Genomic DNA, 25,291 nt, shown 5'->3' on the forward strand with positions numbered 1-25,291 from the left:
TCTCCTCAAAGAACATATCAACCCCAAGCATAGGGCGGTTTCGGATCTATAATAGATTAAAAAATTTGAGCTTTTTAAAAGAGGGTATACGAACTATTTCCACGCACAAGGATTTAGACTGAATTATATTTTCCGGTAGCCAAAACGAACTGGACACTTGCACCGAAGATTAAGGAGGTAAAGGCCAAAGATTTTAACTTCTTCATTAAAATTTATTTTTCTTTTCACATCTCTTGGGAATTGGTTAACATCCTGGTAATCACATTTTTAATTAAATTCGTATCTTTGCCCGGCGAAATTGAGAGGGGCATTGTTTTTGCCAGTAACCTTTCAGAAAGCAAATTTTATGAGAAAGAAGATTTTTAAATTTTCAATCCTACCAATAATTGCAGGATCTATATTTTTTAGTTTCACACCAAAGGAAACAGCAAATTTGGATAACTATGCAATATCTCCAGATCTTGAACTGGAATATACAGTAGGTTCCCCAGAGGATACTATGGCTTTAGAGGCCTCTGCGCCAAAGATTGTTCCTGTTCTTGGAAAATCCTATACCGGTTTTAAAGAGGCGCTTGCCTTCAAAGAGTCCAGGGGAAATTATAAAGCTTTAAACGAGTTTGGATATATGGGAAAATACCAGTTTGGTAAAGGAACCTTAAGTCTTATAGGAATTAAGGATACCGAGTTATTCCTCAATTCACCCGAGCTGCAGGAAGCGGCATTTTATGCAAATGCCTCGCGAAATAAGTGGATCCTCATAAGAGATATTGCCCGTTTTGAGGGAAAAGTGATAAATGGTATCGAAATAACAGAGTCCGGGATTCTTGCTGCAGCCCATCTTGCAGGTCCGGGCAGTGTTAAGAAATATCTTAGAAGCTGGGGCGCGAATGCCTTTAGTGATGCGTTTGGTACTACTATAGAATATTATCTTAAGAAATTTGGTGGCTACGACACCTCTTTTATTGAGCCCAATAAAAAGGCCAGCGCACTAGCTTATAGAGCTTAGGCTTCCTTTTGAAGTACAAAAATAGTAGGCCTCTTATGGAGGTCTATTTTTGTTTTACGCCATGAACCGACTGTTTGTGTCAAAATATATTCAGAGGGGAGGGTGAGATCACATGCTACGCAAACACTCGTATTTGGATGTAATATTGAGGTCATATCCTCCAGTAGCTGATTGTTCCTGTATGGGGTTTCAATAAAGATCTGGGCCTGGTTCCTTTCTAAGGAAATTCTTTCCAGGTTCTTTAATTCCTGCTTTCTTTCCTTTTTGTCTATGGGAAGATATCCATGAAAGGTAAAGCTTTGCCCGTTCATTCCACTGCCCATCATAGCTAGAAGTATAGAAGAGGGTCCTACAAGCGGCACTACCTGTATTCCCATTTCGTGCGCCAGTTTTACAACCTCTGCACCCGGGTCTGCCACCCCGGGACAACCCGCTTCACTAAGCAACCCTACATCAACTCCTTCCTTACAAGGGTCTAAGAAGGAAGGTAAACTGGCGGGTTCTGTGAATTTATTTAGTAAGCTTAATTTTAAGGCTGGTTGTTTCTTTGAGGGCAGCACCTCCTTGATCGATCTTCTGGCCGTTTTATCATTCTCTACTATATAATGATCTATCTTTTCAATGATCTTCTTTATTGAGTAAGGAAGTACATCAATAGGATTAGATGGGCCCAGGGTAGTAGGGATTAAATATAATTTCCCCGAATATTTGTAAGCAGCGCTTGCCATAGTAGATTGGATGTTTCCCGGAAGGATTATTTTTCTTTTTCCAGTTTTGAAGCGATCATCTCACAGGCTTCATTCAGCATTTCGTAAACATTTTCAAAGCCATGTTCCCCACCGTGGTAAGGATCTGGTACATCTACCTTTTCTCCTGGGAAAACCTCATCCAGGATAAGTTTCACCTTTCTTTTATCCTCTTCATTCCTGGCTAGTGAAATTACATCGGCATAATTGAAGGTATCCATTACATAGATGTGGTCAAACCGGTCAAAATCTTCGGGAGAGAATTGCCTTCCGCGCTGGTCGGTAATATCAAGTCCATGGCGTTTACCAACAGCAATGGAACGTGGATCTGGGGAGTCATCTATATGATAATCACCTGTACCTGCAGATTCAATGTAGACTTTATTTGGATCTACTTTAGACTTAAGGATTCCTTCGGCCAGGGGTGATCTGCAGATATTTCCCAGACACACCATTAAAACCCTGGTTTTCATAATTTAAATTTTTATAATGTAAGCTTCTTGTTGAGGTCCTCAACGAACTTTTTGAATTGTTTGTCTGTCGCAGCAAGGTTGTCCACTGTTTTACAGGCGTGAAGAACAGTCGCGTGATCGCGCTTTCCTATTTGGCTGCCAATACTGGCAAGGGAAGCCTTTGTGAATTTCTTGGCAAAGAACATGGCCAGCTGTCTCGCCTGGACAATATGACGTTTCCTGGTCTTGGATTGCAATGTTTCCACATCCATCTGGAAGTAATCGCTTACAATCTTTTGTATGTAATCTATAGATACTTCGCGCTTGGTATTCTTAACGTAATTGTCTACGATCTTTTTTGCAAGTTCTAGGGTGATATCCTTTTTATTGAAGGATGAATGGGCTATAAGCGAAATAATTGCCCCTTCAAGTTCCCTTATATTCGTCTTTATATTATTTGCCAGGAACTCGATAATATCTTCCGGCATTTCAACCCCGTCCCTGTATAATTTATTCTTGATGATGGAAACCCTTGTCTCAAAATCGGGGTGCTGTAACTCTGCAGACAGTCCCCATTTGAACCTGGAAAGCAATCGTTGCTCGATATCCTGCATATCTACCGGTGCTTTATCACTGGTAAGTATAACCTGTTTTCCGTTTTGGTGCAGGTGGTTAAAAATGTGGAAAAATACGTCCTGTGTTCCTGCTTTTCCTGAAAGCAACTGGATGTCATCCACGATCAAAACATCAATTATCTGGTAAAAGTGAATGAAATCATTACGATTATTCTTTTTTACCGATTCAATATATTGCTGGGTAAATTTTTCAGCAGAGATATAAAGAACCGTTTTTTCAGGATATTTATCCTTAATATCTACCCCAATCGCATGGGCAAGGTGAGTTTTTCCAAGTCCTACCCCACCAAATATCAGCAATGGGTTAAAAGATGTGCCTCCCGGTTTATTTGAAACAGCCAGTCCCGCACTTCTCGCCAGCCTGTTGGAATCCCCTTCAAGAAAATTCTCAAAGTTATAATTAGGATTAAGCTGGGATTCAATTTTCACATTTCTTATCCCCGGTATTATAAAAGGATTCCTGAGTTCGGGGTTCCTGTTCTTAACCGGAACATCCACTTCCTGGGATGCCATATGGCTTCGTTGTGTACTGGGGATCTTTTCTGTAAACGGGAGTTTGTTGCCGTAAGTATTTTCCATCTTGATGACATAAACCAGTTTGGCCTTTTCTCCCAGTTCTTTTGTTAAAGAAACCTTCAATAATTTAACATAATGCTCCTCCAGCCATTCGTAGAAGAATTTAGAAGGAACCTGGATGCTTAAAGCACAATCTGTAAGTTTTACCGCTTGTATCGGCTCAAACCACGTTTTGTAGGCTTGAGGAGTAATGTTATCTTTGATAAAAGCCAGACAGCTATTCCAAACTGATTGCGCAGTTTTTGACATGCTTTAAATTAGATTATTTATAGGTTAGTAGATGGACAAAAATTACAGTGAAAGAATCTTTCTTCCGAATTTTTGGTAAAACAAATATGTGAACAAAATACCTTAAAAAAAAACCTATTCGCTATTGAATTTTAAGAAAATTTTATGCATACTTCCTTCCAGCTATGAAAGTACAAAACCTCAACAAATAAACACCCAAATTCTTATGAAAACTCATCAAACCTTTGTTAAAGTAAGATATGCAGAGACAGACCAAATGGGGGTGGTCCATCATGGGAATTACGCGCAATATCTTGAAATGGCCCGTATTGACTGGCTTGCCCAATTTGATGTCTCTTATCGTCAAATGGAGAAGGATGGGATCATGCTGCCTGTTTACTCCATGGAATTCACTTTTATAAAGCCTGCCGGTTTTGATGATATTTTAAAAATAGAAACAAGGTTGAAGGATTTTCCTACAGCTAAGATCGAGTTCGGATATTCCATCTACAATCCACAAGAAGAATTGATAACAAGAGCATCAACCACGCTTGTTTTCATGGATGCAAAATCAAAAAGGCCAATGAGGTGCCCGCAATACATTCTGGATAAGATCAAGGAGGATTAATTTTCCTCTCTGCCAATCTCTACCTTATAAATGCTGCTGAATTTTTCATAGATCTCTTCAGCCTCTTTTTTCCTTACAGAAATATAGATCTTGCAATCCAGTCCCAGGTCCTGTTCCTTAATATTGAGGTTATGTTCTTTTATAAGCCTCATTACAATATTCATTTCTGGATAATCAAATTTTAACCTGAAAGTCTCATCGATGGTGCGGGTAGTGATCCTGCTGTTTTCCAAAGCCATTTGAGCAGCGGTTCTATAGGCATTTATTAGGCCTCCAACCCCCAGCTTTACCCCGCCGAAATATCGCACGACCACCACCAGGATGTTTGTCACTTCAAAAGACTGTATTTGCCCATAAATAGGCATTCCTGCTGAATTTGATGGCTCCCCGTCATCATTGGCGCGATATTGAGGATCTTCCTTACCTATTTGCCAGGCGTAACACCAGTGGCGCGCCTGGTGATGTTTCTTCCTTAGGTCCTCCAAATGTTCTTTGGCTTTCTCTTCATTGGTAATTGGAAAGGTGTATCCAAAGAATTTTGAATTCCTGTCTTTGAACAAAGCTTCTTTTCCCGGTTTACTTATGCTTTTGTAGGTGTCCTTCAAGATGATCTAAATTCCGCTGTTGGCAACTAAAATAATACTTATTACTGCAAGTGCAATTCCTATCCAGTTTTTGGGAAGTAGCCTTTCTCTAAATAATATGATCCCAAGTAATGTAGATAGCAGTACAATAGCCACATTGTTTATTGTGAAAATGGTGGAGCTTTCATAACCCTCGCTTCTCAACGCCATGACAAGGAAATAAATAGAAAAATAATTGGGGATCCCCAACGCGAAGCCTCCGAGAATATTCTTCCCGGTAATCCTTAAGCTGCCTGTAAAACCCTGGTAGATCAAAACCGCAGTCCCCACCAATCCGGCTACAGCAAATATGGTCGAAGAGAAAAGTGCGACGTCTGCCTCCTGTACATAACTTGCTTCCAGATATTTTATGCTGGTATCTATTACCCCGCTTCCCAGGAAAACTAATATTGGAAAAATGAGGTTTCTTTTTTTGATCGCTATCCCGTCCCTGGTTTTAATGGAACTAAGGTAAACAGCGGCCAGGGCCAGGACGATCCCTGTGATCTTTATCGCGCCGGTGCTTTCATTAAAATAAGTGATCCCAAACACCACAGGAATGGCTACCGACATTTTTGTGGCTACAGAAACAACAGAGAGGCCACTTCGTTGGGTGGTAATAGCCGCCAGGTTAAAAACCAAAATAAACATAATTCCCAAAAACAAGGTACCCGTAAACCAGGGTTTGGAAGGGATTTCGCTTACATCGAGATCTTTTATGTACCCAAAGAATCCCACCGTACAGGCCATGAAGTAATTTACAATTATGGCCTGCAGGGTATTCACCCCGTATCTCTGGAATAGTTTAAAGATCACAAAGATCACACTGGAGGCCAGCACACTTAGCAGCAGGTAGATCAAAATAGTTCTTTTTTAGTGGTGAAAAGATCTATAATGTCTTCCCGGGTAGGTTCCAGGTTCCAGGTGTGAATTCCCAGTGCCGCCGCGGCATCTGTATTTTCTTTAGTGTCATCAATAAAAAGGCATTCCCCCGGCTTAAGATCGTGCCGGTTAAGCACAAATTCATAGATCTCCCTATCGGGTTTGCGATAATTTATCTCGTGAGACAGGTAGAAGGCGTCAAAGCATTTCTTAAAATCCTCAAAGAAGGGGACATTCTCTTTTATCCGGTCAATATGTATCTCGTTGGTATTACTTAGCAGGATAAGTTTGTATTTTTTTTCTTCTGAAAGTTTTTGGATAAACCTGAACCTGTACTCTGGAAAATCCCTTAGAATGGCATTCCAGGAATTGGTTATTTTTTCCCTGTCCAGGTGGGAATATTCCTTTATATAAGAAGTTATGAATTCATCTGAAGATTTTAAACCCTTCTCATACTCCAAATTATTTTTGACCACGGCATCGCTAAAGTTTTCAACTTTGTGATTTTTAAGTTCACGTAAGGTGGCCGGTTTATCCAGGTTCACGAAGATATCTCCAAAGTCAAAAATTATCGCTTTTATCATTTCTATATTCTGTTTATAATTCAGGGGCCTTTAATGCCGATCTGTGATTATGTATATGCCTTCAGGATCTTAAGTTCATCGCCGTCAATAAATTTTTCCAGGTAAGGTTTTCCCTGGATCTTTGGGGCAGGAAGCCCTTTGCCAAAAGTTTTTCTTCCTGTAAGGATCCTGGCCTCATCCCATAGACCGGCATCAATAAAGCTTTGCAGTGTTCTTGTGCCGCCTTCAACGATGAGCGCTTGTAGTTTGTGTTTATAGACTACATCACATATTTGTTGAATGATCTCCCTGTCAAAATTTAAAACTTCAAAACTCAGTCTGTCCGCGGTGAGTTCGTTTTTATCTGCTGAAGGTTTATCGCAAAAGACGATCGTTCTTATACTGCCGTTAAATAATGCTGAAGATGAAGGGGTGCGCAGGTTCCGGTCGATCAAAAGACGCACAGGGTCGTTACCTTTCCATAGCCGGGCATTGAGTTTAGGGTCATCTGCCACTGCGGTGTTGGTGCCTACCAGGATAGCCTGCTCTTCACTACGCCATTTATGCACAAGCTGGTTGGTGTATTTATTTGTGATCCACACAGGTTCTCTCTTTAGGCCCGGGGTGGGTGCCGGTGCGAGAAAACCATCGGTAGATTGGGCCCATTTTAAAATGATATAAGGCCTTTTTAACTGGTGGTAGGTAAAGAACCTTTTATTAAGCTCCCTGCATTCTTTCTCCAGTACCCCAACTTTAACTTTGCATCCAGCTTCCAGTAATTTCTTGATCCCTCTCCCTGCTACTTCCTCGAAGGGATCTACAGTACCAATGACCACTTTTTTAATTCCGCTGGCTATGATAAGATCGCTGCAGGGAGGGGTTTTTCCAAAATGGCTGCAGGGTTCCAGGCTAACGTAAATGGTGGATGTTTTAAGCAGGCTTTTATCCTCCACGGCATTTATGGCATTTACCTCGGCATGGGCTTCTCCTGCCTTACGATGCCAGCCTTCCCCAATAATTCTGTTGTTTTGCACGATAACGCTGCCTACCATTGGATTCGGATAGGTTTTTCCAAGCCCGTTAAAGGCAAGTTGAATGCAGCGCTTTATATATTTTTCGTGTATATTCACGCCTCAAAAATAGGATTTATTAGTAAGAATGAGCAATTTTAAGATACGGGAAATTCAGCCCGATGACAACCAGCAGGTTGCAAAAGTGGTTAGGGAGGTGTTAGTGGAAATGGGGGTGCCAAAAGTAGGTACCGCCTATGAAGATAAATCCCTGGATAATATGTATGGGTATTACAACAATCCCGGGATGCAATATTTTGTTGTGGAGGAAGATGGGCGGATCATTGGCTGCGCCGGGATAGGTCCCTTACCGGGAGAAGCAGGGGTTTGCGAATTGCAAAAGATGTACTTTCTCCCGCAGGCAAGAGGAAGGGGTATTGGAGCGGTGATGATGGAAACCTGCCTGGATTTTGCAAGAAAATCTGGCTACAAAAAATGTTATCTGGAGACCATGCCCTACATGCAACATGCTCAAAAATTATACGCCCGTACCGGCTTTAAACCTCTTGATGGCCCCATGGGGGAAACAGGGCATTATAACTGCACCGTGTGGATGATAAAAGAGCTAGCCCCCGGCCCCCGAAATCCCCCGGCCCCGAAGGGGGAGTAAAGCCTCAGGCCCCCACAGAGGGAGTAACATTAAAAGGCGTCATGGAATTTGTCTAAATAATAGAGTAATTGAAAATATCCCATTTAAAAATAAAATTTTTGAAAGCCCTGGAGGGGGAGTATCCTCCAGAGGAAGCGGGTTCCTTTTTTAATTTGCTTGCAGAGGCTTACCTGAAGAAGACCCGGCTGGAGATTGCGCTGGAGCCAAATGCTCCTGTGAACGATAAAAAACTTAGCCTTTTTGATGCTGCTGTTGAAAGGTTAATGAACCACGAACCTATTCAATATATCATCGGTGAAACTGAATTTTTCGGACTCAAGTTCAGGGTTAATGAGAACGTTCTTATTCCACGTCCAGAGACAGAGGAACTGGTACAATGGATCCTGGAAGATGTAAGGAGGAATGATGCTTCAGCAAAACTGAAGATCCTGGATATTGGTACAGGAAGTGGTTGTATTGCAGTAAGCCTGGCGAAATTGCTTCCGCAGGCAACTGTTTCAGCAATGGATATTTCAGCAAAAGCTCTTGAAGTAGCTAAGGAAAATGCAACTTTAAATGCGGCTGAGGTCAATTTCATAGAGGCCGATATCCTTCAGCAGGAAAAATTGGAGGAGAAATACGATATCATTGTTTCCAACCCACCCTATGTGCGGGAAATTGAAAAGAAGGAAATGCAGCGAAATGTGCTGGAACACGAACCGGCTACGGCCTTATATGTAAAAGACCTGGATCCTTTAATTTTTTATAATAAAATCACGAAATTAGCAACAGGTACCCTTAATCCTGGAGGCTGTTTGTATTTCGAGATAAACCAATACCTCGCAGAAGATACCCGGGAGCTGGTGGAAGGTTTTGGTTTTACCACTACATTAAAAAAGGACATCTTTGGAAATCACAGGATGCTCAAAGGAATCTGGAAATAAGAAACAACATTGAAGAAATATAGATTTAAGAGTTTAGCGGTATTTTGTGCAAGCAGTGACGGCAATGATCCCGGGATCTATGAGGAGGCCTATAATGTGGGCGCCTTTCTGGCCGGGGAGCAAATTGAAGTAGTCTTTGGAGGGAGCAGGCTGGGATTGATGGGACAGGTGGCAAAAGGTGCCCTGGAACAAGGCGGGGAGGTAACAGGGGTGATCCCCGATTTTTTAAAGACCAAAGAAGTTGTGCATACAGATCTTACTAACCTCATAACTACCAAAGATATGCACGGCCGAAAGCTGAAGATGCATGACCTTAGCGATGGCTTTATAGCCTTGCCGGGTGGATTTGGTACGCTGGAAGAACTTTTTGAGATCCTCACCTGGGGGCAACTGGGTCTTCACAGGAAACCTGTGGGTATCCTTAACAGCACTGGATATTATGATGATCTCCTGCAGTTAATGGAGAAAATGGTCAATGCAGGCCTTTTACGAAAGGAAAATATGAACCTGGTACTGGTGGCTGGTAACATAGCGGATCTCTTGCAAAAAATGCAGACTTTTGAACCCATGCCTGTTCCAAAATGGATGAATAAAAATCAAACCTGAGCCTTTGAGATATGAAGATTGAGAGACTGGAGATAAGAAGTGCAAACCTGGCGGCGCAGCTTAAGTTTTACAGAGACCTGCTGGAATTAAGGACCGGCCACTATGATGAGGAATCCTTTGAGGTGATAGCAGGATATTCGAGAATAAAATTTATAAAAGATCCCACGGCTACTCCTTATCATATAGCTTTTCATATTCCCGACAGGCAGGAAGGAGAAGCTTTGCGATGGGTAAAGGAACGGGTCCCTGTATTAAAGAACAATAATGAGGAGATCATAGATTTTAGTGGCTGGAGTGCCAAATCTGTTTACTTCTATGATGAGGATAAAAATATAATTGAGTTTATCTCCCGCAGGAATTTTAATGAACCCGATACCCCAATATTTTCTGAAGAAAGCCTGCTGGGAGTTGCTGAAGTAGGACTTGCAACAGCCGATATTCGCTCAATATTTGAATACCTTCAAAAAGAATGTCATCTTGATGTGTTTGACGGCAACTTTGAAAAGTTTTGTGCTGTGGGAGATGACCAGGGCCTCCTTATCACGATCAATAAAAGTTTAAAGGATTGGTTTCCCACAAATGATGAGGCATTTGCGTCTGCCTTTTCCATTTGGTTTTCACACAAGGGCAAAAGCTGCCGGTTTAAATTTGAAGCAGACCAAATCATTGAATTAAATAAATAAAACCGCTCTAAATACTTATACCTTCAATGGATATTAAAGATAAGATTCTTAGCCTTCGCCGCGAACTTGACCAACATAACTACAACTATTATGTACTTGACAAGCCGGTCATAAGTGATTTTGATTTTGATCTTAAATTAAAGGAACTGCAGAAGCTGGAGGACCAGAACCCGGAATTCTTTGATCCCAATTCTCCCACTCAAAGGGTGGGTGGTGCGATTACCAAAAATTTCCAAACTGTTTTCCACGACCATCCTATGTACTCCCTTTCAAATTCTTATTCAAAGGAGGAGCTGGAAGACTGGGAGAAACGGGTGAAAAAACTGGTAGACGGGAAGGTAGAGTTTGTATGCGAATTAAAATATGACGGGGCTTCCATTAGTCTTACTTATGAAAACGGGGAATTAGTAAGGGCTGTCACTCGTGGTGATGGCGTGCAGGGGGATGATGTTACCAATAATGTCAAAACCATTCTTTCTGTACCACTGCGTTTGAAAGGGGAATTTCCCAAACGATTTGATATTAGAGGGGAGATCGTGTTGCCATATGAAGGTTTTGCAAAGCTTAATGCAGAACGGGTGGAGGCCGGGGAGGAACCTTATGCCAATCCCAGGAATACCGCATCGGGAAGTTTGAAATTACAGGACAGTACAGAGGTGGCAAAACGCCCACTGGATTGCCTGCTATACAATATTGTAGGGGAGAGACTGGATCTCGTGTCCCAGTTTGATAGCCTTGAAAAGGCGAGAAGCTGGGGCTTTAAAGTACCAAAAGAAGCTAAACTTACTGCCTCTGTAGATGAGGTGCTTAATTACGTGAATTACTGGGAGCAGCATCGTCATGAGCTGCCTTATGAAATAGATGGGGTGGTGGTTAAGGTTAATGACTTCAGGCAGCAGGAGGAGCTTGGATTTACCGCCAAATCCCCTCGCTGGGCCATTGCCTATAAATTCAAGGCAGAGCAGGAGGCCACTATTCTGAAAAAGATAACCTACCAGGTAGGACGAACCGGTGCCATAACCCCGGTTGCAAACCTAAAACCCGTGCAGCTGGCAGGTACCGTGGTGAAAAGGGCTTCCCTGCATAATGCCGATCAAATTGAGAAGCTGGATATTCGGGAAGGAGATACCCTTTTTGTGGAAAAGGGAGGAGAGATCATTCCTAAGATCGTGGGAGTTGATTTTGGAAAACGTGACCCAGATTCTCAACCTACACAATACATTACGCACTGTCCCGAGTGTGAAACCCTGCTTGTGCGTAATGAGGGAGAGGCCCAGCATTACTGCCCAAACCTAAGTGGTTGCCCACCCCAGATAATAGGTCGTATCCAGCATTATATTTCCCGAAAGGCAATGGATATTGAAGGTCTTGGAGGAGAAACTGTGGCTTTGCTGGTTAAGGAAGGTCTTATTATAAATTATGCAGATCTATACCAGCTACAAAAAGAACAGGTGCTGCCATTGGAACGCATGGCAGAGAAATCTGCAGATAATCTTATACAGGGAATTGCGAAATCAAGGGAAATTCCTTTTGAGCGTGTGCTTTTTGCCCTAGGTATAAGATATGTGGGGGAGACGGTGGCCAAGAAACTTGCACGGCATTTCAAGAGTATAGCTGCCCTTGCACAGGCTACAGAGGAAGAACTGGTCAATATAGATGAAATAGGAGAACGTATAGCCCAAAGTGTGACCGCATTCTTTGAAGTAGAGGAGAACAGGATCCTGGTCCAAAAATTGAAAGAGGCCGGGGTGCAAATGGAACTGGCTGCTGAGGAGTTTGCGCATCATACAAACATCCTGGAGGGTAACACCTTTGTGATCTCAGGGGTATTTCACCAGGTTTCAAGAAATGAATTAAAGAAACTCATTGAAGATAACGGCGGAAAGGTTTCGGGTTCTATATCTTCCAAAACGAATTATCTCGTGGCAGGTGAAAATATGGGTCCCAGTAAACTTGCCAAAGCAGAACAGCTGGGAACTAAGATCCTAAGCGAAGAGGAGTTTTTGAAGATGCTGGAGTAGCAGCTATATTTAAATTCCAGGCACCCAATTCCAATCAACAAATTCCAAATTCCAGGCACCAAATCATTGTTGTCCGGTTAAAGAGTCTAGACCGCTTCCGCTGCTAGAATATAGAACCTGGACTAAAATCTACGTCAATAGAAAACAGCGCTTTACCCAATTCTAGAAAGCGTAGATTTTGATGAATAACTTGAATATCAGCAGGTATCGGTAACAATTGAACAGAGAACCGAAAAACAGAGAACCGAAAACGGAAAACGGAGAACGGAAAACAGAAAACAGAAAACGGAAAACCGAAAACAGAAAACGGAAAACGGAAAACGGAAAACCGAAAACAGAAAACGGAAAACCGAAAACAGAAAACGGAAAACAGTAAACACGAACTCCGTCGCTTTGAGTTTTCTATCAGGTATCGAAAAGGTTACAGCTTGATTCTTCAGAAACCTACACAGTAATACTAACCCCGTTGGCAGAAACATTTTTTTCAGAATCCATAAAGAAATCTATCCTTCCAAGGTACAGCCCATAGCATCCTACCTGATTAATTAGTACCTGCTTGCCGGCGGCATTGGTTTGAATCTCCGGCTTTTCCAAGAACGTATGCGTATGGCCTCCAATGATGAGGTCGATATCCTTGGTAGCCTGTGCCAGCTTAACATCAGATATTTTGTTGGACCTATAGTCATATCCAAGGTGGGAAAGACATATTACCAGGTCGCATTTCTTCTCTTCTTTAAGGATACGGGCCATATCTGTTGCGATCTCAATGGGGTCCAGGTATTTTGTTTCCTTATATAAATGCGCATTGACCAGTCCCTGCAATTCTATGCCCAACCCAAATACGCCTATTTTGATTCCGTCTTTGGTGAATACCTTATGTGGGAGCACATGGCCATCCATAATAGTATTGGTGAAATCATAATTGGAAGAAATAAATTCGAAATCGGCATGAGGAAGTTGTGCATACAGCCCCTCGATCCCGTTGTCAAAATCGTGGTTCCCAATAGTGGCTGCATCATATTTAAGCCTGCTCATTAATTTGAATTCCAGTTCCCCACCATAGAAATTAAAAAAAGGGGTGCCCTGGAATATGTCGCCTGCATCAAGTAATAAGGTGTTAGGATTTTCCCGGCGTATTTGCTCAATGAGAGTTGCCCGTCGTGCTACCCCGCCCATTCCCGGGTTTCGGTTATGGTCCGGGCCAAAAGCCTCGATATGGCTGTGCACATCATTGGTATGCAGGATGGTGATTTGTTTGGTCTTTCTTTCAGCAAAAGAAAGTGAAAGACCTCCAAGGCTCAAAAGGGCACCTGTTGCTGCTGTGGATTGTAAAAATTGTCTTCTCTTCATATTAATTGCTTCTTATATACCTGTCATCCCTGGCAGTCTTTAAGGTGTCTATTTTATTGAAATAATCGATATAAGCGTTGCGCAGCTTATAATCTACAATGTAAAGGTTTACAGGCTCTTTTAGGAATTGCATATTGTCCCCACCCTGCTGTAAATAGTCTGATGTTGCTACAAAATAGGTGCGGTTTTCCTCTATCGGCTGCCCGTTGATCGTCGCATTGGTTATATTGTAATCCCTGTCCATTTCAATTTTAATCCCGCTTACGGGATGGGCTGTACGGTTGCTTTCAAGATAAGATAGCATCTCCTTTACTTTTGTGCCGGTAAGTTCTGCTACCACTATCTCATTTTCGAAAGGCATTATGGTATATGCGGTACGTGCAGTAAGCGGCCCTTCTTCTATGGTAGATCTTATGCCTCCATGATTTAGGATCACAAGATCAATGTCTTTTCCTGTTCGGGATTTAAAAACGGGATTTGCCTGTTCCATCACAACATCTGCCATAAAATTACCGATAGCTGTATTGAGTTCTCCATCGCTCTTGTTGAGGTAGTTTGGGTTATAAGCAACTACACTATCCAGTGTGCTATTAATATGGTGGGCAAAGGGTTTTATATAATTTGCAATGGAGGTGTCCTCTGCTATCTCATTTGTGACGGGTATTCTTTCGCCCCTTATCTCTACCGCAACCCGGCGCTCCTGTTTGCAGGAGGTAAACAAAAGCAATAAGATCAAAAGCTTTAAGGAATTGTAATTCATCGTTTCAAAAAATAAGATGTAAAGATAAGGCAGATTAATAAGAATTGAAGGCGTAGTAAAACCTCCTTATTTTTCTTAATGATTTGTTAATAAAAGTTCGCTTTTATTACTAACTCAATAAAGGATTTTTATATATTTACCCGAATTTGCCCCCTAATGAGCGTAAGAAGTTTGGGAATTGCAGGCTTGTGCCTGGCCCTGTTAGTTAATATATGGTCTCTTCTAACCGGTGCCTTCTGGCTGGAGAACACTTCGTATATCCTTTTCTTTATCTTCGCAATCCTGTTAAAATTTTCCGGAAGAAGATTCTTCAATATTGCTTTTTATCTTTTCACAGGATTTACGGTTGCTTCTTACGTGTTGAAATATGTAGATACACAATTTTTCTCCCGCGAATTCTCCATGGTTCTATTGTCAATGGCCTATACCGTTTTAATAATAGAAGGGCTTAAATATATAGTTATCAAGAATGGAAGTTATTTAATGCTGCTCTATTTCTTTGGGATCGTGGGACTTAACGGTTGCCTGCTGGGGTATCATCTTGTGGAGCTCCAGGAATATATTTCCGGGTATATTGCTTATTCTGTCTATATTCTTTATTACTTCATCTTGTTGCTTCTGGGGATCGTCTCTTTTATTTATTATTTGAATTCTTATTCCAAAAGATCCATGTTTTTTGTTTCCCTGGCGCTTGGCCTTATTTTTGCCGATGTGCTACGGGATATGGGGTGTTTTACCTCAGGGATATAAGCGTGGAGATCATAGAGACGATCATACGTCTTGGTTGTGCTGTTTTTGCAGTGCATTTCTTTACTACAAAGGAGAAACCCTTGAGGTTTTCTCAAATGATCTCATAGAAGGTCTCCCTCTTCCAGCAAGAAAAATGATCTAATTAAAATCTATCTATGTTTATAAATCCTCTTAAGCGTGCTGCTGCCAAAAAGAGAATACTCCAACTTCTGGACAGCAGGGAGGAAGGAAATTTTAAAGGTGATGTAAATTCTATTGGGGTTATTATAGATGATAAAAATCTAAATGCCCTGGAAGAATTAAGAACATTGAAAAAAAGCCTTGGAATCCCGGATGATAAATTTACTGTAGTAATTTTTTCAGCAAAAAGAAAAACAGGTAAGGATTTTGATATGCTGGATTATTGCCTCAACGACATAGATCTCAAAGCAGGAATTAAAAAACCTGAATTGGAAAAATTTGCTGTTGGAGGCGTTGATTTACTTATTACTTTTGCCGCTGAATCCAATACTCCTGTGCATTTGTTGACAGCATACTGCCACGCAGGGTTCAAGGTTGGAAGATACAGGCAAAATATACCTCTTTATGATCTTGTTATAGGGACTGAAGAGCCTTCTATTTTTAAAGAAGAATTGCTTAAATATTTAAAACGTATTAAAAGAACTTAGAATGAAAGAATTAATAGGGACAGGGGTTGCCCTTATCACCCCTTTTACACAAGATCTTAAAGTAGATACTGCTGCACTGGAAAAACTTGTGAATTACCAGGCACAAAATGGAATAGATTACCTTGTGGTGCTTGGTACTACTGCAGAGAGTGCTACCCTTACCAATGAGGAGAAACAACTGGTCATTGATACTGTTGTAAAAGCCAATAATGGACGTTTGCCCCTGGTACTTGGAATGGGTGGTAACAATACCGCAGCTCTTGTGGAAGAATTAAAATCTACAGACCTAAAGGATTTTGCCGCAATCCTCTCTGTGTCCCCATATTACAACAAGCCAACCCAGGAAGGTATATACCAGCATTACAAAGCTTTGGCGCAGGTTGCTCCAAAACCAATTGTTTTATATAACGTCCCGGGAAGAACAGCTTCCAATGTATTGCCGGCCACTGTAAAGAGACTGGCGCAGGATTTTCCAAATATAATAGGTATTAAAGAAGCCGCAGGAGATATCGTGCAGGCTATGAAATTGATCGACCAGGTGCCTGAACGTTTTCTTGTGATCTCGGGAGATGATATGATCACCTTACCAATGGTGCTTGCCGGAGGCCACGGGGTGATCTCAGTAATAGCACAGGGTTTCCCGAAGGAATTTTCAGATATGGTACGCCTGGGTCTGGATGGGAAGGTTAAAGAAGCTTATAAGTTACACTATAAAGTGGCACCTTCTATAGATATGATCTTTGCTGAAGGTAATCCCGGCGGAATAAAATCCCTATTGCACAAAAAAGGTATTTGTGAAAATGAGCTTAGACTCCCACTTGTAAAGGCATCTGATAAATTATATGCCGAAATTGAAGGTTTTGTGAATAATTTCTGAAACATTTGAAGTCAGGGCAATTTTTGCCCTGAATGAAAGTTTTTATAATAACATAGAAAAGAGTACTTTTGCCAGATGTTTTTACCAAAAATTAAAAAAGTTTTATTGTTGTCGGGAGTGTTCTTGATCCTGGCTTCCTGCAGTGAATACCAAAAGGTATTGAAAGAAGCAGAGCCGGGTGAGAAATATGCGATGGCAGAAAAGCTTTATACCGAGGCTCTAGAAGAGGACAGCAATTCTAAATTTCGAAAGGCCATAAGGCTTTTTGAACAAATTGTGCCACAGTATAGGGGCAAGCCGCAGGGAGAAAAGGTAACCTTCCTTTTTGCCGATTCTTATTATCATGTAGGGGACAACTACCTTGCAGGATATCAATTTGAGCGGTTCGTACAGGCATATCCTAACAGTGACAGGGTTGAAGAGGCGCAATTTAAAAGTGCTAAAAGTTATTACTACCTTTCACCAAGATATGACCTGGACCAAACTGAGACTGTTAAGGCAGTTGCAGAGCTTCAAAAATATATAGATGCCTACCCAAATGGGGAATATCTGGAGGAAGCCAATAACCTGGCGGCAGACCTTCGTGTAAAGCTAGAGAAAAAGGCATTTGAGATTGCCAAACAATATCATAAAATTGGTGATTTTGGGGTGCGAGGAGAAAATTACAAGGCAGCTATAGTCGCTTTTACCAATTTCATAAATGAATACCCCGGCTCCCCGTTTAGGGAAGCTGCTTTTTATTATCGTTTTGACGCTGCCTACCAGTACGCTATAAACAGTTATGAGTATTTAATGAAAGAGAGGCTAAATACGGCCCGGGAATATTACAATAATTACAAGAGATTTTATTCTGAAGGGGATGAGCATTTCGATGCTATACAAGCTTCCTTTAACGACCTGGAATCTAGATTACAAAATTTATAATTAAAGAATGATGATGGATTTAAAAAAGATCAATGCGCCAATCAATACTACCACGATCGACAAGAATCAGGTAGATGCCCCTACAAATAATATTTATGAGGCAATTTCAGTAATTTCAAAAAGGGCAACCCAGATCAATTCAGAGATCAAAAAGGAGCTTTTGGAGAAGCTGGATGAGTTCGCTACTTACAACGACAGCCTTGATGAGATCTTTGAGAACAAGGAGCAAATTGAAGTTTCCAAGTTCTATGAAAAACTTCCAAAGCCGCACTCACTGGCTGTACAGGAGTGGTTGGAAGATAAGATATATTACAGGAATACAAAGGAATCACAGGATCAACAATAGATGAGTGTACTGGAGGGGAAAAAGGTGCTTTTGGGTGTAACAGCCGGGATCGCAGCCTATAAAACGGCTCCTCTGGTAAGACTTTTCATTAAGGCCGGTGCCCGGGTAAAGGTTATTATGACCCCGGCGGCCAAAGATTTTGTAACTCCGCTCACCCTTTCCACGTTATCAAAGAATGAGGTTATATCTTCATTTACCAGAGAGGAAGAAGCAGAAACCACATGGAATAACCACGTAGAACTCGGCCTTTGGGCCGATTTTATGTTAATAGCCCCGGCAACTGCCAACACTCTTTCCAAGATGGCGGCAGGGGCAAGTGATAATTTTTTACTGGCTACCTATTTATCGGCTAAATGCCCGGTGTACTTTGCACCGGCAATGGACCTGGATATGTACAGGCACCCCGCAACGGCCAAAAGCTTTGAGACCCTGCAGTCATATGGGAACATCATGATCCCTGCTGAAGCTGGAGAACTTGCCAGCGGCCTGGAGGGAGAAGGTCGAATGGCCGAACCAGAGAATATCATTTCGTTTATTTCCCGTGACCTTGCTGAAAAATTGCCTTTGCGAGGAAAGACTATTTTAATTACTGCCGGGCCCACATACGAAGCTATAGACCCAGTACGTTTTATAGGGAACCATTCCAGCGGGAAAATGGGATTTGCGCTGGCTGAAGAAGCCGCCGCATTGGGAGCCGGGGTGGTGCTTGTCTCTGGACCTACACATTTGGATACCAAAAATGCAGGAGTCAGGTTAATAAGGGTTACCAGCGCAAGGGAAATGTATGAAGCCGTTCATGAGCACTTTGAAGAGGCAGATGTGGTGATAGCTGCAGCAGCAGTGGCCGACTATAAGCCGCGGGTGGTAGCTGCACAGAAGATGAAGAAAAAAGATGCGGTACTTAATATAGAACTGGAACCAACACAGGATATCCTGGCATCCCTGGGAGAAGCAAAAAAGAATCAAAAGCTTATAGGTTTTGCCCTGGAGACCAATGATGAATTAAAGAATGCCAAGGCTAAACTCAAGCGCAAGAACCTGGATTTTATAGTTCTTAATTCAATGAATGAGGCAGGTGCAGGCTTTAAAAAAGATACCAATAAAATAAGTATAGTATCCCCCACGGGAGTAAAGGATTTTGAACTAAAACCAAAATCTGAGGTTGCCAAAGATATTTTGAATGAAGTAATCTTGCTTTTCAATGAATAGAATCCTGCTTTTCTTAGGGCTTATTTTTCTCCCGTTCCTGGTGCAGGCACAGGAGCTTAACTGTGAAGTGGTGGTAAATGCAGATCAAACAGGGCAGGCCAATTTGGCGGTCTTTCGCACTATGCAGCGCAGCCTTTCAGAATTCATAAATCAAACTACCTGGACCAACCGGGACTTTGAAGCAAGTGAACGTATTAACTGCAGTGTCTTCATCAATATTACCAGTTTTGACAATGAATCCTTTACCGGGACCATACAGGTACAGTCCTCAAGGCCGGTATTTGGTTCCTCCATGGTGACCTCTGTTTTTAATTTTAATGACGAACAGCTGGATTTTAACTACAGGGAATTTGAACCCCTGGTTTACAGCCAGAATAGCTATTCCTCCAATCTCGTATCTGTCATATCTTTTTATGTCTACACCATCCTGGGACTGGATGCAGATACATTTGAGCTTAATGGCGGCACACGCTTTTATGAAGAGGCGAACCGGGTGGTCACAACAGCGCAGCAGGGAAATATGCGCGGCTGGCGAGGATCAGACGGGAACCGCTCCAGGTACAGGTTAAATACAGATCTATTATCGAATGCCTTTGCTGGTTACCGGGCGGCTCTTTATGAATATCACCGGGTGGGGCTGGATATTATGCATAAGGATACCGGTGCGGGAAAACAGGCGGTGGCAAATGCCATTGTTGGGCTGCAGGATTTAAATCAAAGCCGGCCAAACTCGCTTCTTATGAGAGTATTCTTTGATGCCAAGGCCAGGGAAATTGAGCAGATATTTTCCGGTGGGCCACAGGTGCCTGTAACCGGTGTTGTAACTGCCCTCAACAGGATCGCGCCCAACTATTCAGAAAACTGGCGCAGGATACAACCTTAAATCTGCTTTTTTGGCTTTGATTGAGAAGAATTTCTCATGTATCTTTAACTTCAAATTTGATACACTTTGCTCACAGCACTTTCTATAAAGAATTACGCTCTTATTGAAGATATTAAGATCGATCTTCAGCAGGGGTTGACTATAATTACCGGGGAAACCGGTGCAGGAAAATCTATCATGTTAGGAGCCCTGGGTCTACTCCTTGGCAAGAGGGCAGATTACAGCGTCATTAAAAAGGACCAGAATAAATGTGTGATAGAAGGCACCTTCAAAGTAGCCAATTATAACCTTAAAGGTTTTTTTGAACGGGAAGACCTGGATTATGAAGAGACCACCATCGTAAGGCGGGAGATCCTGGCTTCAGGGAAGTCCCGTGCCTTTATAAATGATACTCCGGTTACGCTCCCTGTGCTGGTAAAGCTGGGCGATCTACTCATTGATATCCACGGGCAGCACCAAACCCTTAGCCTTGGAGAAAATATTTACCAATTCCAGGTTTTGGATGTGCTGGCCCAAAACAGGGAATTACTAACCCCATACAAAGCAGAACTTAGATCCCTTCGAAAACTGGAACAACAGCTCACAGAACTAAAGGAGGAGCAGGCCAGGGCGATAAAGGAACATGATTATAACCTCTTTTTGGTGACAGAGCTGGAGGAGGCAAAACTCAAAGCAGGAATGCTGGAGGAGCTGGAAGAGCGGTTTGAGGAACTCAACAATGTAGAGGTGCTTACAGAGCATCTTGGCAGCGCCCTTGAGCAGGTAAGGCAGGAAGAGATAGGTAGTGTAGCCACTCTGAAAAATGCGAGGATGGCCCTTTCTAAAATTTCAGGCCTCTCTGCGGGCTATGAAAATCTCTATGAAAGGGTACAGAGTGTTATAATTGAACTGGATGATATTGAACAGGAACTGGAAAATTCGCTGGATAGGATCGAAGCCAATCCCGAAGAGCTGGAAGAAGTAAATGCTAAACTTCAGCTTCTCTATAATTTGCAAAAGAAGCATGCGGCCTCAACTGTAGAGGAGCTGCTGGAGATCACTTCGGCATTGCGGGAAAAAGTAGATATGACTGAAAATGCTGAGGCAAACCTGGAAAAACTTCAGAAGGACATTCAGCATAAAAAGGAAGAGCTTTCGAAAATAGCCGGTGAGATCCATAAGCAACGTGCCGGGGTTATTCCTGGCTTTACAAAGGATGTAGAAAAGATTATAGGAGACCTTGGAATGCCAAATGCGAGGTTGAAGATAGAGTTGGAACTTCAAAAAGAGTTCTTTGCCAATGGGCAGGATCAATTAAGCTGGTATCTTTCTGCCAATAAGGGAGGAAACTTTACCGATATTAAAAAAGCGGCCTCGGGTGGAGAACTTTCAAGGATCATGCTGGCGGTGAAGAGCATCCTGGCAACCCAAAGCAAACTACCCACCATAATTTTTGACGAAATTGACACCGGGGTTTCCGGGGATATAGCTCAAAAAATGGGGGATATTCTTCAAAAGATGGGAAGCAGTATGCAGGTGATCTCTATTACCCATCTCCCGCAAATCGCCGGCAAAGGCAGTAGCCATTTTAAGATATTCAAACAGGATGAAGCCAATACCACTGTAACTAAAATAAGGGAATTAAGCACTGGTGAACGTATAGAGGAACTGGCTATGATGCTTGGCGGGGATACCAGGAGCGAGAGTGCAATGGCACACGCAAGGGCGCTACTCAATTAAATTATAGTTTGTTATATTTACAGGCTTAAAACAACCATAAAAACCAAAATACATGTCATACAATCTACTTAAAGGGAAGCGGGGAATTATCTTTGGTGCGCTGGATGAGAATTCCATTGCCTGGAAAACTGCAGAAAGAGTTCATGAAGAAGGAGGGACCTTTGTGCTAACAAATGCTCCTATAGCGTTAAGAATGGGAACTTTAAAAAGCCTTGCCGAAAAGACCAACTCCCAGATCATTCCTGCAGATGCTACCAGTGTGGAGGATCTTGAAAACCTTGTAGAGAAAGCAACAGAAATACTTGGAGGAAAGCTGGATTTCGTGCTGCACTCCATAGGAATGTCTGTCAACGTACGTAAAGGAAATCATTACACCAATATGAACTACGATTTCACCACAAAAGGCTGGGATATCTCTGCCGTTTCCTTCCACAAGACCATGCAGGTACTTTATAAGAAGGATGCCATGAATGAGTGGGGAAGTATTGTCGCTTTGACCTATATGGCCGCCCAACGCGTGTTCCCGGATTATAATGACATGGCAGATAATAAGGCCTACCTTGAGTCTATAGCCCGTAGTTTTGGATATTTCTTTGGGACTGAGAAAAAGGTAAGGGTAAATACTATATCCCAATCCCCAACCCCTACCACTGCAGGACAGGGAGTAAAAGGTTTTGACGGATTCATTGCTTATGCTGATAAAATGTCGCCTCTTGGAAATGCTACAGCTCTTGAGTGTGCAGATTATACCGTGACCCTATTCTCTGACCTTACAAAAAAAGTAACTCTACAAAATCTCTACAATGACGGTGGCTTCTCCAATATGGGTGTTAGCCAGCAGGTTATGCAAAAATTTGTTGATGAACAGGAGTAATTGAATTATAAAATATTGTTTTGCTTAGCCCCGATCTTTCGGGGCTAAGTTTTTTATCATAAGATCATATTTTTTTAGAACTTGCAGCTATGCAATTAAAATATTCATTTGTGGTACCGGTTTATAATCGGCCCGGCGAGATACGGGATTTGCTGCAAAGTATGGCCGCCCTTAAATTCGGGAGGGATTATGAGGTTGTTATAGTGGAAGACGGTTCCAGCCTTCCCTGCCGGGAGGTGCTTCGGGATTTCGAAAGCCTAATTAATATCTCTTATTATTTTAAACCCAATTCGGGACCCGGCCGTTCCCGCAATTTCGGTATGAGAAAGGCAGCCGGGAATTATTTTATTATCCTTGATTCAGATGTATTACTGCCACCGCATTACCTACAGGAGGTAGATACTTTTTTAAGTAGCTCCTATGTCGACTGCTATGGTGGGCCAGATGCTGCTCATGATTCCTTTTCAGTGATCCAAAAAGCCATTAATTATGCGATGACCTCCACCCTTACCACGGGGGGATTAGGGGTAAGAAGAAGGCAGTTGGAAAATTCCAGCCACGAAGCTTTAATATGGGAATTTCCAGAAAAGCCTTTCAGGCCTCGGGAGGTTATGGGTCCATTCATCCCGGGGAGGACCCGGACCTTTCACTAAGGCTGGAGAAGCTGGGTTTTAAAACAGCCCTTATTCCCGATGCGGCAGTATACCATAAAAGGCGAATAGACTGGGAAAAGTTTTATACACAGGTGAGGAAATTTGGAAAAGTAAGGCCAATACTTAATTTGTGGCATCCGGGATCTGGGAAGATCACTTATTGGTTTCCCACAGTCTTTATCGCCGGCTTGGCTATGGCGCTGGCACTGCTTTTGCTGGGTTGGCCGTTATTGATATGGTTATTCTTTGTGTATTTTCTTGTTATTGCTATAGATGCAACTATAAAAAATAAAAGTTTATATATTGGTTTTGCTGCTGTAGTGGCTACCTTTATACAGTTTTACGGCTACGGCACAGGATTTTTACAATCAATATGGAAATTGTATTTTATGAAAATGAGTCCGCAAGCGGCATTTCCAAATTTATTTTTCAATGGTAAAGAAGAAGAGTAAACCTTCTAAACAATGGATCAAAAAGGGGCCTTTGAAAACCTTCCTTTTTTTTCTCGGGTTTTCAGCAGTAATCTGGGTATTTGTGCAATTTTCTAAACAGTATACCGTGCCGGTGGAGGTCCCGGTCAATTATGTGAATGTGCCCAAAGACAAGATCCTGGAGGAAACCAGGCCAGGGGCTCTGGAACTTAGAATGCGGGACAACGGGTTCAACATTGCACGCTACAGGCTTTTTCCACCAGAACTTAACATTGATCTAAGTGAGGCCAGGGTGGAGGAGAATTCCCTTGTATATGAGCTGGAGCAACAAAAGCAGGCGATAGTCTCCCAACTAAATCTCTCCTATGAAAATACCGCATTTTTGCAGCAGGAAATAAGGATCACTTTTGAACAAAAAGCTGTGAAGACTGTAAATGTGGTTTCAAATATAGAACTTGGATTCGCCGTGGGATATTCTGCCCTGGAAGAGATAAACCTCGAGCCGGATACTGTTCGGGTGAGTGGTCCTGCAAGTATATTAGACACTCTGCAACAGGTTGGTACAAGGGCAATAAAGATCAATAATATTAACCGTGATATTACCGGCACGGTTAATCTCGAAACCAGGGGGCTGGAGAATATTACTTTTTTTGAGGATGAGGTAACCTACAGCCTTCGTACAGATAAGTTCACTGAAGGTAAAGTGGAGATCCCCATCGAAGTGATCAACGTTCCAGGGGATCAAAATGTTGTTATATTCCCAAAAGAGGTTGCCTTGTTTTACCAGGTAAGCCTTAAGGATTTTGAAAAGGTTAAACCATCTTCCTTTAAAGTAGTGGTAGATTTTGAACAGGCACTTGCCAGTGAAGGGTTCCTTCTTGCACAGGTTTTGGAAAAACCCTCCTTTGTCAATAATGTACGATTGAACGAGAGAAGGATCCAATTTGTGATAAGACGATGAAAGTAATAGGGCTCACAGGGGGGATTGGAAGTGGAAAAACCACCGTGGCCGGTTTTTTTAAGGAGCTGGGGATACCGGTCTATATTGCAGACGAAGCCGGGAAAACCCTACTTGAAACCAATGAGGCGGTAAGGTCCTCTGTTATAAAATTGCTTGGTCCGGGTGCATACACGGGAAATATCCCCAATAGAAAATATATAGCTTCCCGGGTTTTTAGTTCTCCTGAAGATCTTGAAAAACTTAATAATATTATCCACCCTGCGGTTGCTGCCCATTTTGAGAAATGGAAACAGGAGCAGGATGCTCCCTATGTAATATATGAGGCAGCGATCCTATTCGAAACCGGGGGACACAAAAAATGTGATGCGGTAATTCTCGTTACCGCGACAATGGAGGAAAGGCTCGCCCGGCTCCAAAAAAGAGACAGCAGTACGGTGGAGGAAATTGAGGCAAGAATGAAACACCAGTGGAGTGATCCTAAGAAACTCGAACTGGCGAATTTTGAAATAAAAAATAACGACCTCGCTTCAACCCGTGCACAGGTGCGAAATCTTCATGAAATTCTCTTAAAGCCTAGTAAAAATTGGGGTTTGTTATGTTAACATTTGGTTAAACAGATTAAGCTCTAAATGTT

27 protein-coding genes and 1 pseudogene are annotated in these 25,291 nt (G+C 42.2%); 19 read left to right on the top strand and 9 right to left on the bottom strand.

Features of this window, described 5'->3' with window-relative positions:
• The first annotated feature begins 346 nt into the window (after window positions 1–346).
• Window positions 347–1,006, top strand: coding sequence for a peptidoglycan-binding protein LysM (locus tag FHG64_RS14370; RefSeq protein WP_139067053.1), 660 nt, complete (start codon window positions 347–349; stop codon window positions 1,004–1,006).
• On the opposite strand, the gene FHG64_RS14375 is transcribed toward FHG64_RS14370, so the two are convergent.
• The 3 genes from FHG64_RS14375 to dnaA are packed head-to-tail and all read right to left on the bottom strand — an operon-like array spanning window position 1,003 to window position 3,664.
• Window positions 1,003–1,734, bottom strand: a complete 732-nt coding sequence (locus FHG64_RS14375) for an SAM-dependent methyltransferase (RefSeq protein WP_139067054.1) — start codon at window positions 1,732–1,734, stop codon at window positions 1,003–1,005. The genes FHG64_RS14370 and FHG64_RS14375 overlap by 4 nt on opposite strands.
• Before the next feature lie 26 nt (window positions 1,735–1,760).
• Window positions 1,761–2,225, bottom strand: coding sequence for a low molecular weight protein-tyrosine-phosphatase (locus tag FHG64_RS14380; protein ID WP_139067055.1), 465 nt, complete (start codon window positions 2,223–2,225; stop codon window positions 1,761–1,763).
• A gap of 11 nt (window positions 2,226–2,236) precedes the next feature.
• On the bottom strand, window positions 2,237–3,664 hold the full coding sequence (gene dnaA, locus FHG64_RS14385) for a chromosomal replication initiator protein DnaA (protein WP_139067056.1): 1,428 nt from the start codon (window positions 3,662–3,664) through the stop codon (window positions 2,237–2,239).
• A 205-nt stretch (window positions 3,665–3,869) separates the two neighbouring features.
• Here dnaA and FHG64_RS14390 point away from each other — a divergent pair, with 205 nt between their 5' ends.
• Window positions 3,870–4,271, top strand: a complete 402-nt coding sequence (locus FHG64_RS14390) for an acyl-CoA thioesterase (protein WP_139067057.1) — start codon at window positions 3,870–3,872, stop codon at window positions 4,269–4,271.
• On the opposite strand, the gene FHG64_RS14395 is transcribed toward FHG64_RS14390, so the two are convergent.
• The 4 genes from FHG64_RS14395 to ribD are packed head-to-tail and all read right to left on the bottom strand — an operon-like array spanning window position 4,268 to window position 7,469.
• Window positions 4,268–4,876 carry an IMPACT family protein gene (locus tag FHG64_RS14395; protein WP_139067058.1) on the bottom strand — a complete coding sequence of 203 codons (609 nt, stop codon included), beginning with the start codon at window positions 4,874–4,876 and terminating at the stop codon, window positions 4,268–4,270. The two genes, FHG64_RS14390 and FHG64_RS14395, sit on opposite strands and share 4 nt — an antisense overlap.
• Before the next feature lie 6 nt (window positions 4,877–4,882).
• On the bottom strand, window positions 4,883–5,755 hold the full coding sequence (locus FHG64_RS14400; RefSeq protein ID WP_139067059.1) for an EamA family transporter: 873 nt from the start codon (window positions 5,753–5,755) through the stop codon (window positions 4,883–4,885).
• On the bottom strand, window positions 5,752–6,360 hold the full coding sequence (locus FHG64_RS14405; protein WP_139067060.1) for an HAD family hydrolase: 609 nt from the start codon (window positions 6,358–6,360) through the stop codon (window positions 5,752–5,754). Before FHG64_RS14405 ends, FHG64_RS14400 begins: the two co-directional genes overlap by 4 nt.
• Window positions 6,361–6,407: 47 nt before the next feature.
• Complete coding sequence (ribD, locus tag FHG64_RS14410) at window positions 6,408–7,469, bottom strand: bifunctional diaminohydroxyphosphoribosylaminopyrimidine deaminase/5-amino-6-(5-phosphoribosylamino)uracil reductase RibD (RefSeq protein ID WP_139067061.1); 1,062 nt, start codon at window positions 7,467–7,469, stop codon at window positions 6,408–6,410.
• Window positions 7,470–7,497: 28 nt separating this feature from the next.
• On the opposite strand from ribD, the gene FHG64_RS14415 reads away from it, so the two are divergent.
• The 5 genes from FHG64_RS14415 (at window position 7,498) to ligA (ending at window position 12,252) form a co-directional block, all read left to right on the top strand.
• A complete protein-coding gene (locus FHG64_RS14415) occupies window positions 7,498–8,019 on the top strand; it encodes a GNAT family N-acetyltransferase (RefSeq protein WP_139067063.1) in 522 nt (173 codons plus the stop codon).
• Window positions 8,020–8,117: 98 nt separating this feature from the next.
• Window positions 8,118–8,942 carry a peptide chain release factor N(5)-glutamine methyltransferase gene (gene prmC / locus FHG64_RS14420; protein ID WP_246054119.1) on the top strand — a complete coding sequence of 275 codons (825 nt, stop codon included), beginning with the start codon at window positions 8,118–8,120 and terminating at the stop codon, window positions 8,940–8,942.
• A gap of 9 nt (window positions 8,943–8,951) precedes the next feature.
• Window positions 8,952–9,548, top strand: coding sequence for an LOG family protein (locus tag FHG64_RS14425; protein ID WP_139067066.1), 597 nt, complete (start codon window positions 8,952–8,954; stop codon window positions 9,546–9,548).
• Between the two features lie 11 nt (window positions 9,549–9,559).
• Window positions 9,560–10,231: a VOC family protein gene (locus FHG64_RS14430; protein WP_139067068.1), complete on the top strand. Its 672-nt coding sequence runs from the start codon at window positions 9,560–9,562 to the stop codon at window positions 10,229–10,231.
• Between the two features lie 26 nt (window positions 10,232–10,257).
• Window positions 10,258–12,252 carry an NAD-dependent DNA ligase LigA gene (ligA, locus tag FHG64_RS14435; protein WP_139067070.1) on the top strand — a complete coding sequence of 665 codons (1,995 nt, stop codon included), beginning with the start codon at window positions 10,258–10,260 and terminating at the stop codon, window positions 12,250–12,252.
• Window positions 12,253–12,696: 444 nt separating this feature from the next.
• Here the strand turns inward: ligA and FHG64_RS14445 are convergent, their stop codons facing one another.
• Complete coding sequence (locus FHG64_RS14445; protein WP_139067071.1) at window positions 12,697–13,602, bottom strand: bifunctional metallophosphatase/5'-nucleotidase; 906 nt, start codon at window positions 13,600–13,602, stop codon at window positions 12,697–12,699.
• Between the two features lies 1 nt (window position 13,603).
• Entirely contained in the window at window positions 13,604–14,362 is a 759-nt protein-coding gene (locus FHG64_RS14450; RefSeq protein ID WP_139067073.1) for a 5'-nucleotidase C-terminal domain-containing protein, read from the bottom strand.
• Between the two features lie 156 nt (window positions 14,363–14,518).
• Here FHG64_RS14450 and FHG64_RS14455 point away from each other — a divergent pair, with 156 nt between their 5' ends.
• The 12 genes and pseudogenes from FHG64_RS14455 to coaE all read left to right on the top strand — a co-directional run bounded on the left by FHG64_RS14455 (window position 14,519) and on the right by coaE (window position 25,259).
• Entirely contained in the window at window positions 14,519–15,112 is a 594-nt protein-coding gene (locus FHG64_RS14455) for a hypothetical protein (RefSeq protein WP_139067075.1), read from the top strand.
• 155 nt (window positions 15,113–15,267) lie between these two features.
• Complete coding sequence (locus FHG64_RS14460) at window positions 15,268–15,780, top strand: DUF6913 domain-containing protein (RefSeq protein ID WP_139067077.1); 513 nt, start codon at window positions 15,268–15,270, stop codon at window positions 15,778–15,780.
• Window position 15,781: 1 nt separating this feature from the next.
• On the top strand, window positions 15,782–16,657 hold the full coding sequence (gene dapA / locus FHG64_RS14465) for a 4-hydroxy-tetrahydrodipicolinate synthase (protein WP_139067078.1): 876 nt from the start codon (window positions 15,782–15,784) through the stop codon (window positions 16,655–16,657).
• 75 nt (window positions 16,658–16,732) lie between these two features.
• A complete protein-coding gene (locus FHG64_RS14470) occupies window positions 16,733–17,581 on the top strand; it encodes an outer membrane protein assembly factor BamD (RefSeq protein WP_139067080.1) in 849 nt (282 codons plus the stop codon).
• A gap of 13 nt (window positions 17,582–17,594) precedes the next feature.
• On the top strand, window positions 17,595–17,927 hold the full coding sequence (locus FHG64_RS14475; RefSeq protein ID WP_139067986.1) for a DNA-directed RNA polymerase subunit omega: 333 nt from the start codon (window positions 17,595–17,597) through the stop codon (window positions 17,925–17,927).
• The gene (gene coaBC, locus FHG64_RS14480; protein ID WP_139067082.1) at window positions 17,928–19,136 is read left to right on the top strand and encodes a bifunctional phosphopantothenoylcysteine decarboxylase/phosphopantothenate--cysteine ligase CoaBC; all 1,209 of its coding nucleotides are present in this window, start codon (window positions 17,928–17,930) and stop codon (window positions 19,134–19,136) included. It begins immediately after the preceding gene.
• A complete protein-coding gene (porD, locus tag FHG64_RS14485; RefSeq protein ID WP_139067083.1) occupies window positions 19,129–20,019 on the top strand; it encodes a type IX secretion system protein PorD in 891 nt (296 codons plus the stop codon). Before coaBC ends, porD begins: the two co-directional genes overlap by 8 nt.
• Window positions 20,020–20,085: 66 nt before the next feature.
• Entirely contained in the window at window positions 20,086–21,738 is a 1,653-nt protein-coding gene (recN, locus tag FHG64_RS14490; RefSeq protein WP_139067084.1) for a DNA repair protein RecN, read from the top strand.
• A gap of 52 nt (window positions 21,739–21,790) precedes the next feature.
• On the top strand, window positions 21,791–22,612 hold the full coding sequence (locus FHG64_RS14495; protein WP_139067085.1) for an enoyl-ACP reductase FabI: 822 nt from the start codon (window positions 21,791–21,793) through the stop codon (window positions 22,610–22,612).
• Window positions 22,613–22,701: 89 nt separating this feature from the next.
• A pseudogene (locus FHG64_RS14500) lies at window positions 22,702–23,717 on the top strand (glycosyltransferase).
• Window positions 23,698–24,657 (top strand): CdaR family protein, encoded by a 960-nt coding sequence (locus tag FHG64_RS14505; protein ID WP_139067086.1) that lies wholly within the window; start codon window positions 23,698–23,700, stop codon window positions 24,655–24,657. The pseudogene FHG64_RS14500 and the gene FHG64_RS14505 overlap by 20 nt, the downstream one beginning before the upstream one ends.
• Complete coding sequence (gene coaE / locus FHG64_RS14510) at window positions 24,654–25,259, top strand: dephospho-CoA kinase (protein WP_139067087.1); 606 nt, start codon at window positions 24,654–24,656, stop codon at window positions 25,257–25,259. The genes FHG64_RS14505 and coaE overlap by 4 nt, the downstream gene beginning before the upstream one ends.
• Window positions 25,260–25,291 lie beyond the last annotated feature (32 nt).

Origin of the sequence: Antarcticibacterium flavum (genome assembly GCF_006159205.1) — a bacterium.
GTDB classification, from domain to species: Bacteria; Bacteroidota; Bacteroidia; order Flavobacteriales; family Flavobacteriaceae; genus Gillisia; species Gillisia flava.

Bases quoted from the DNA above. Each gene is read 5' to 3' on its own strand.
- FHG64_RS14370 (WP_139067053.1), top strand. From the start codon at position 347: ATGAGAAAGAAGATTTTTAAATTTTCAATCCTACCAATAATTGCAGGA.
- FHG64_RS14375 (WP_139067054.1), bottom strand. From the start codon at position 1,734: ATGGCAAGCGCTGCTTACAAATATTCGGGGAAATTATATTTAATCCCT.
- FHG64_RS14380 (WP_139067055.1), bottom strand. From the start codon at position 2,225: ATGAAAACCAGGGTTTTAATGGTGTGTCTGGGAAATATCTGCAGATCA.
- dnaA (WP_139067056.1), bottom strand. From the start codon at position 3,664: ATGTCAAAAACTGCGCAATCAGTTTGGAATAGCTGTCTGGCTTTTATC.
- FHG64_RS14390 (WP_139067057.1), top strand. From the start codon at position 3,870: ATGAAAACTCATCAAACCTTTGTTAAAGTAAGATATGCAGAGACAGAC.
- FHG64_RS14405 (WP_139067060.1), bottom strand. From the start codon at position 6,360: ATGATAAAAGCGATAATTTTTGACTTTGGAGATATCTTCGTGAACCTG.
- FHG64_RS14415 (WP_139067063.1), top strand. From the start codon at position 7,498: ATGAGCAATTTTAAGATACGGGAAATTCAGCCCGATGACAACCAGCAG.
- FHG64_RS14430 (WP_139067068.1), top strand. From the start codon at position 9,560: ATGAAGATTGAGAGACTGGAGATAAGAAGTGCAAACCTGGCGGCGCAG.
- ligA (WP_139067070.1), top strand. From the start codon at position 10,258: ATGGATATTAAAGATAAGATTCTTAGCCTTCGCCGCGAACTTGACCAA.
- FHG64_RS14445 (WP_139067071.1), bottom strand. From the start codon at position 13,602: ATGAAGAGAAGACAATTTTTACAATCCACAGCAGCAACAGGTGCCCTT.
- FHG64_RS14450 (WP_139067073.1), bottom strand. From the start codon at position 14,362: ATGAATTACAATTCCTTAAAGCTTTTGATCTTATTGCTTTTGTTTACC.
- FHG64_RS14455 (WP_139067075.1), top strand. From the start codon at position 14,519: ATGAGCGTAAGAAGTTTGGGAATTGCAGGCTTGTGCCTGGCCCTGTTA.
- FHG64_RS14460 (WP_139067077.1), top strand. From the start codon at position 15,268: ATGTTTATAAATCCTCTTAAGCGTGCTGCTGCCAAAAAGAGAATACTC.
- dapA (WP_139067078.1), top strand. From the start codon at position 15,782: ATGAAAGAATTAATAGGGACAGGGGTTGCCCTTATCACCCCTTTTACA.
- FHG64_RS14470 (WP_139067080.1), top strand. From the start codon at position 16,733: ATGTTTTTACCAAAAATTAAAAAAGTTTTATTGTTGTCGGGAGTGTTC.
- FHG64_RS14475 (WP_139067986.1), top strand. From the start codon at position 17,595: ATGGATTTAAAAAAGATCAATGCGCCAATCAATACTACCACGATCGAC.
- coaBC (WP_139067082.1), top strand. From the start codon at position 17,928: ATGAGTGTACTGGAGGGGAAAAAGGTGCTTTTGGGTGTAACAGCCGGG.
- porD (WP_139067083.1), top strand. From the start codon at position 19,129: ATGAATAGAATCCTGCTTTTCTTAGGGCTTATTTTTCTCCCGTTCCTG.
- FHG64_RS14495 (WP_139067085.1), top strand. From the start codon at position 21,791: ATGTCATACAATCTACTTAAAGGGAAGCGGGGAATTATCTTTGGTGCG.
- FHG64_RS14505 (WP_139067086.1), top strand. From the start codon at position 23,698: ATGGTAAAGAAGAAGAGTAAACCTTCTAAACAATGGATCAAAAAGGGG.
- coaE (WP_139067087.1), top strand. From the start codon at position 24,654: ATGAAAGTAATAGGGCTCACAGGGGGGATTGGAAGTGGAAAAACCACC.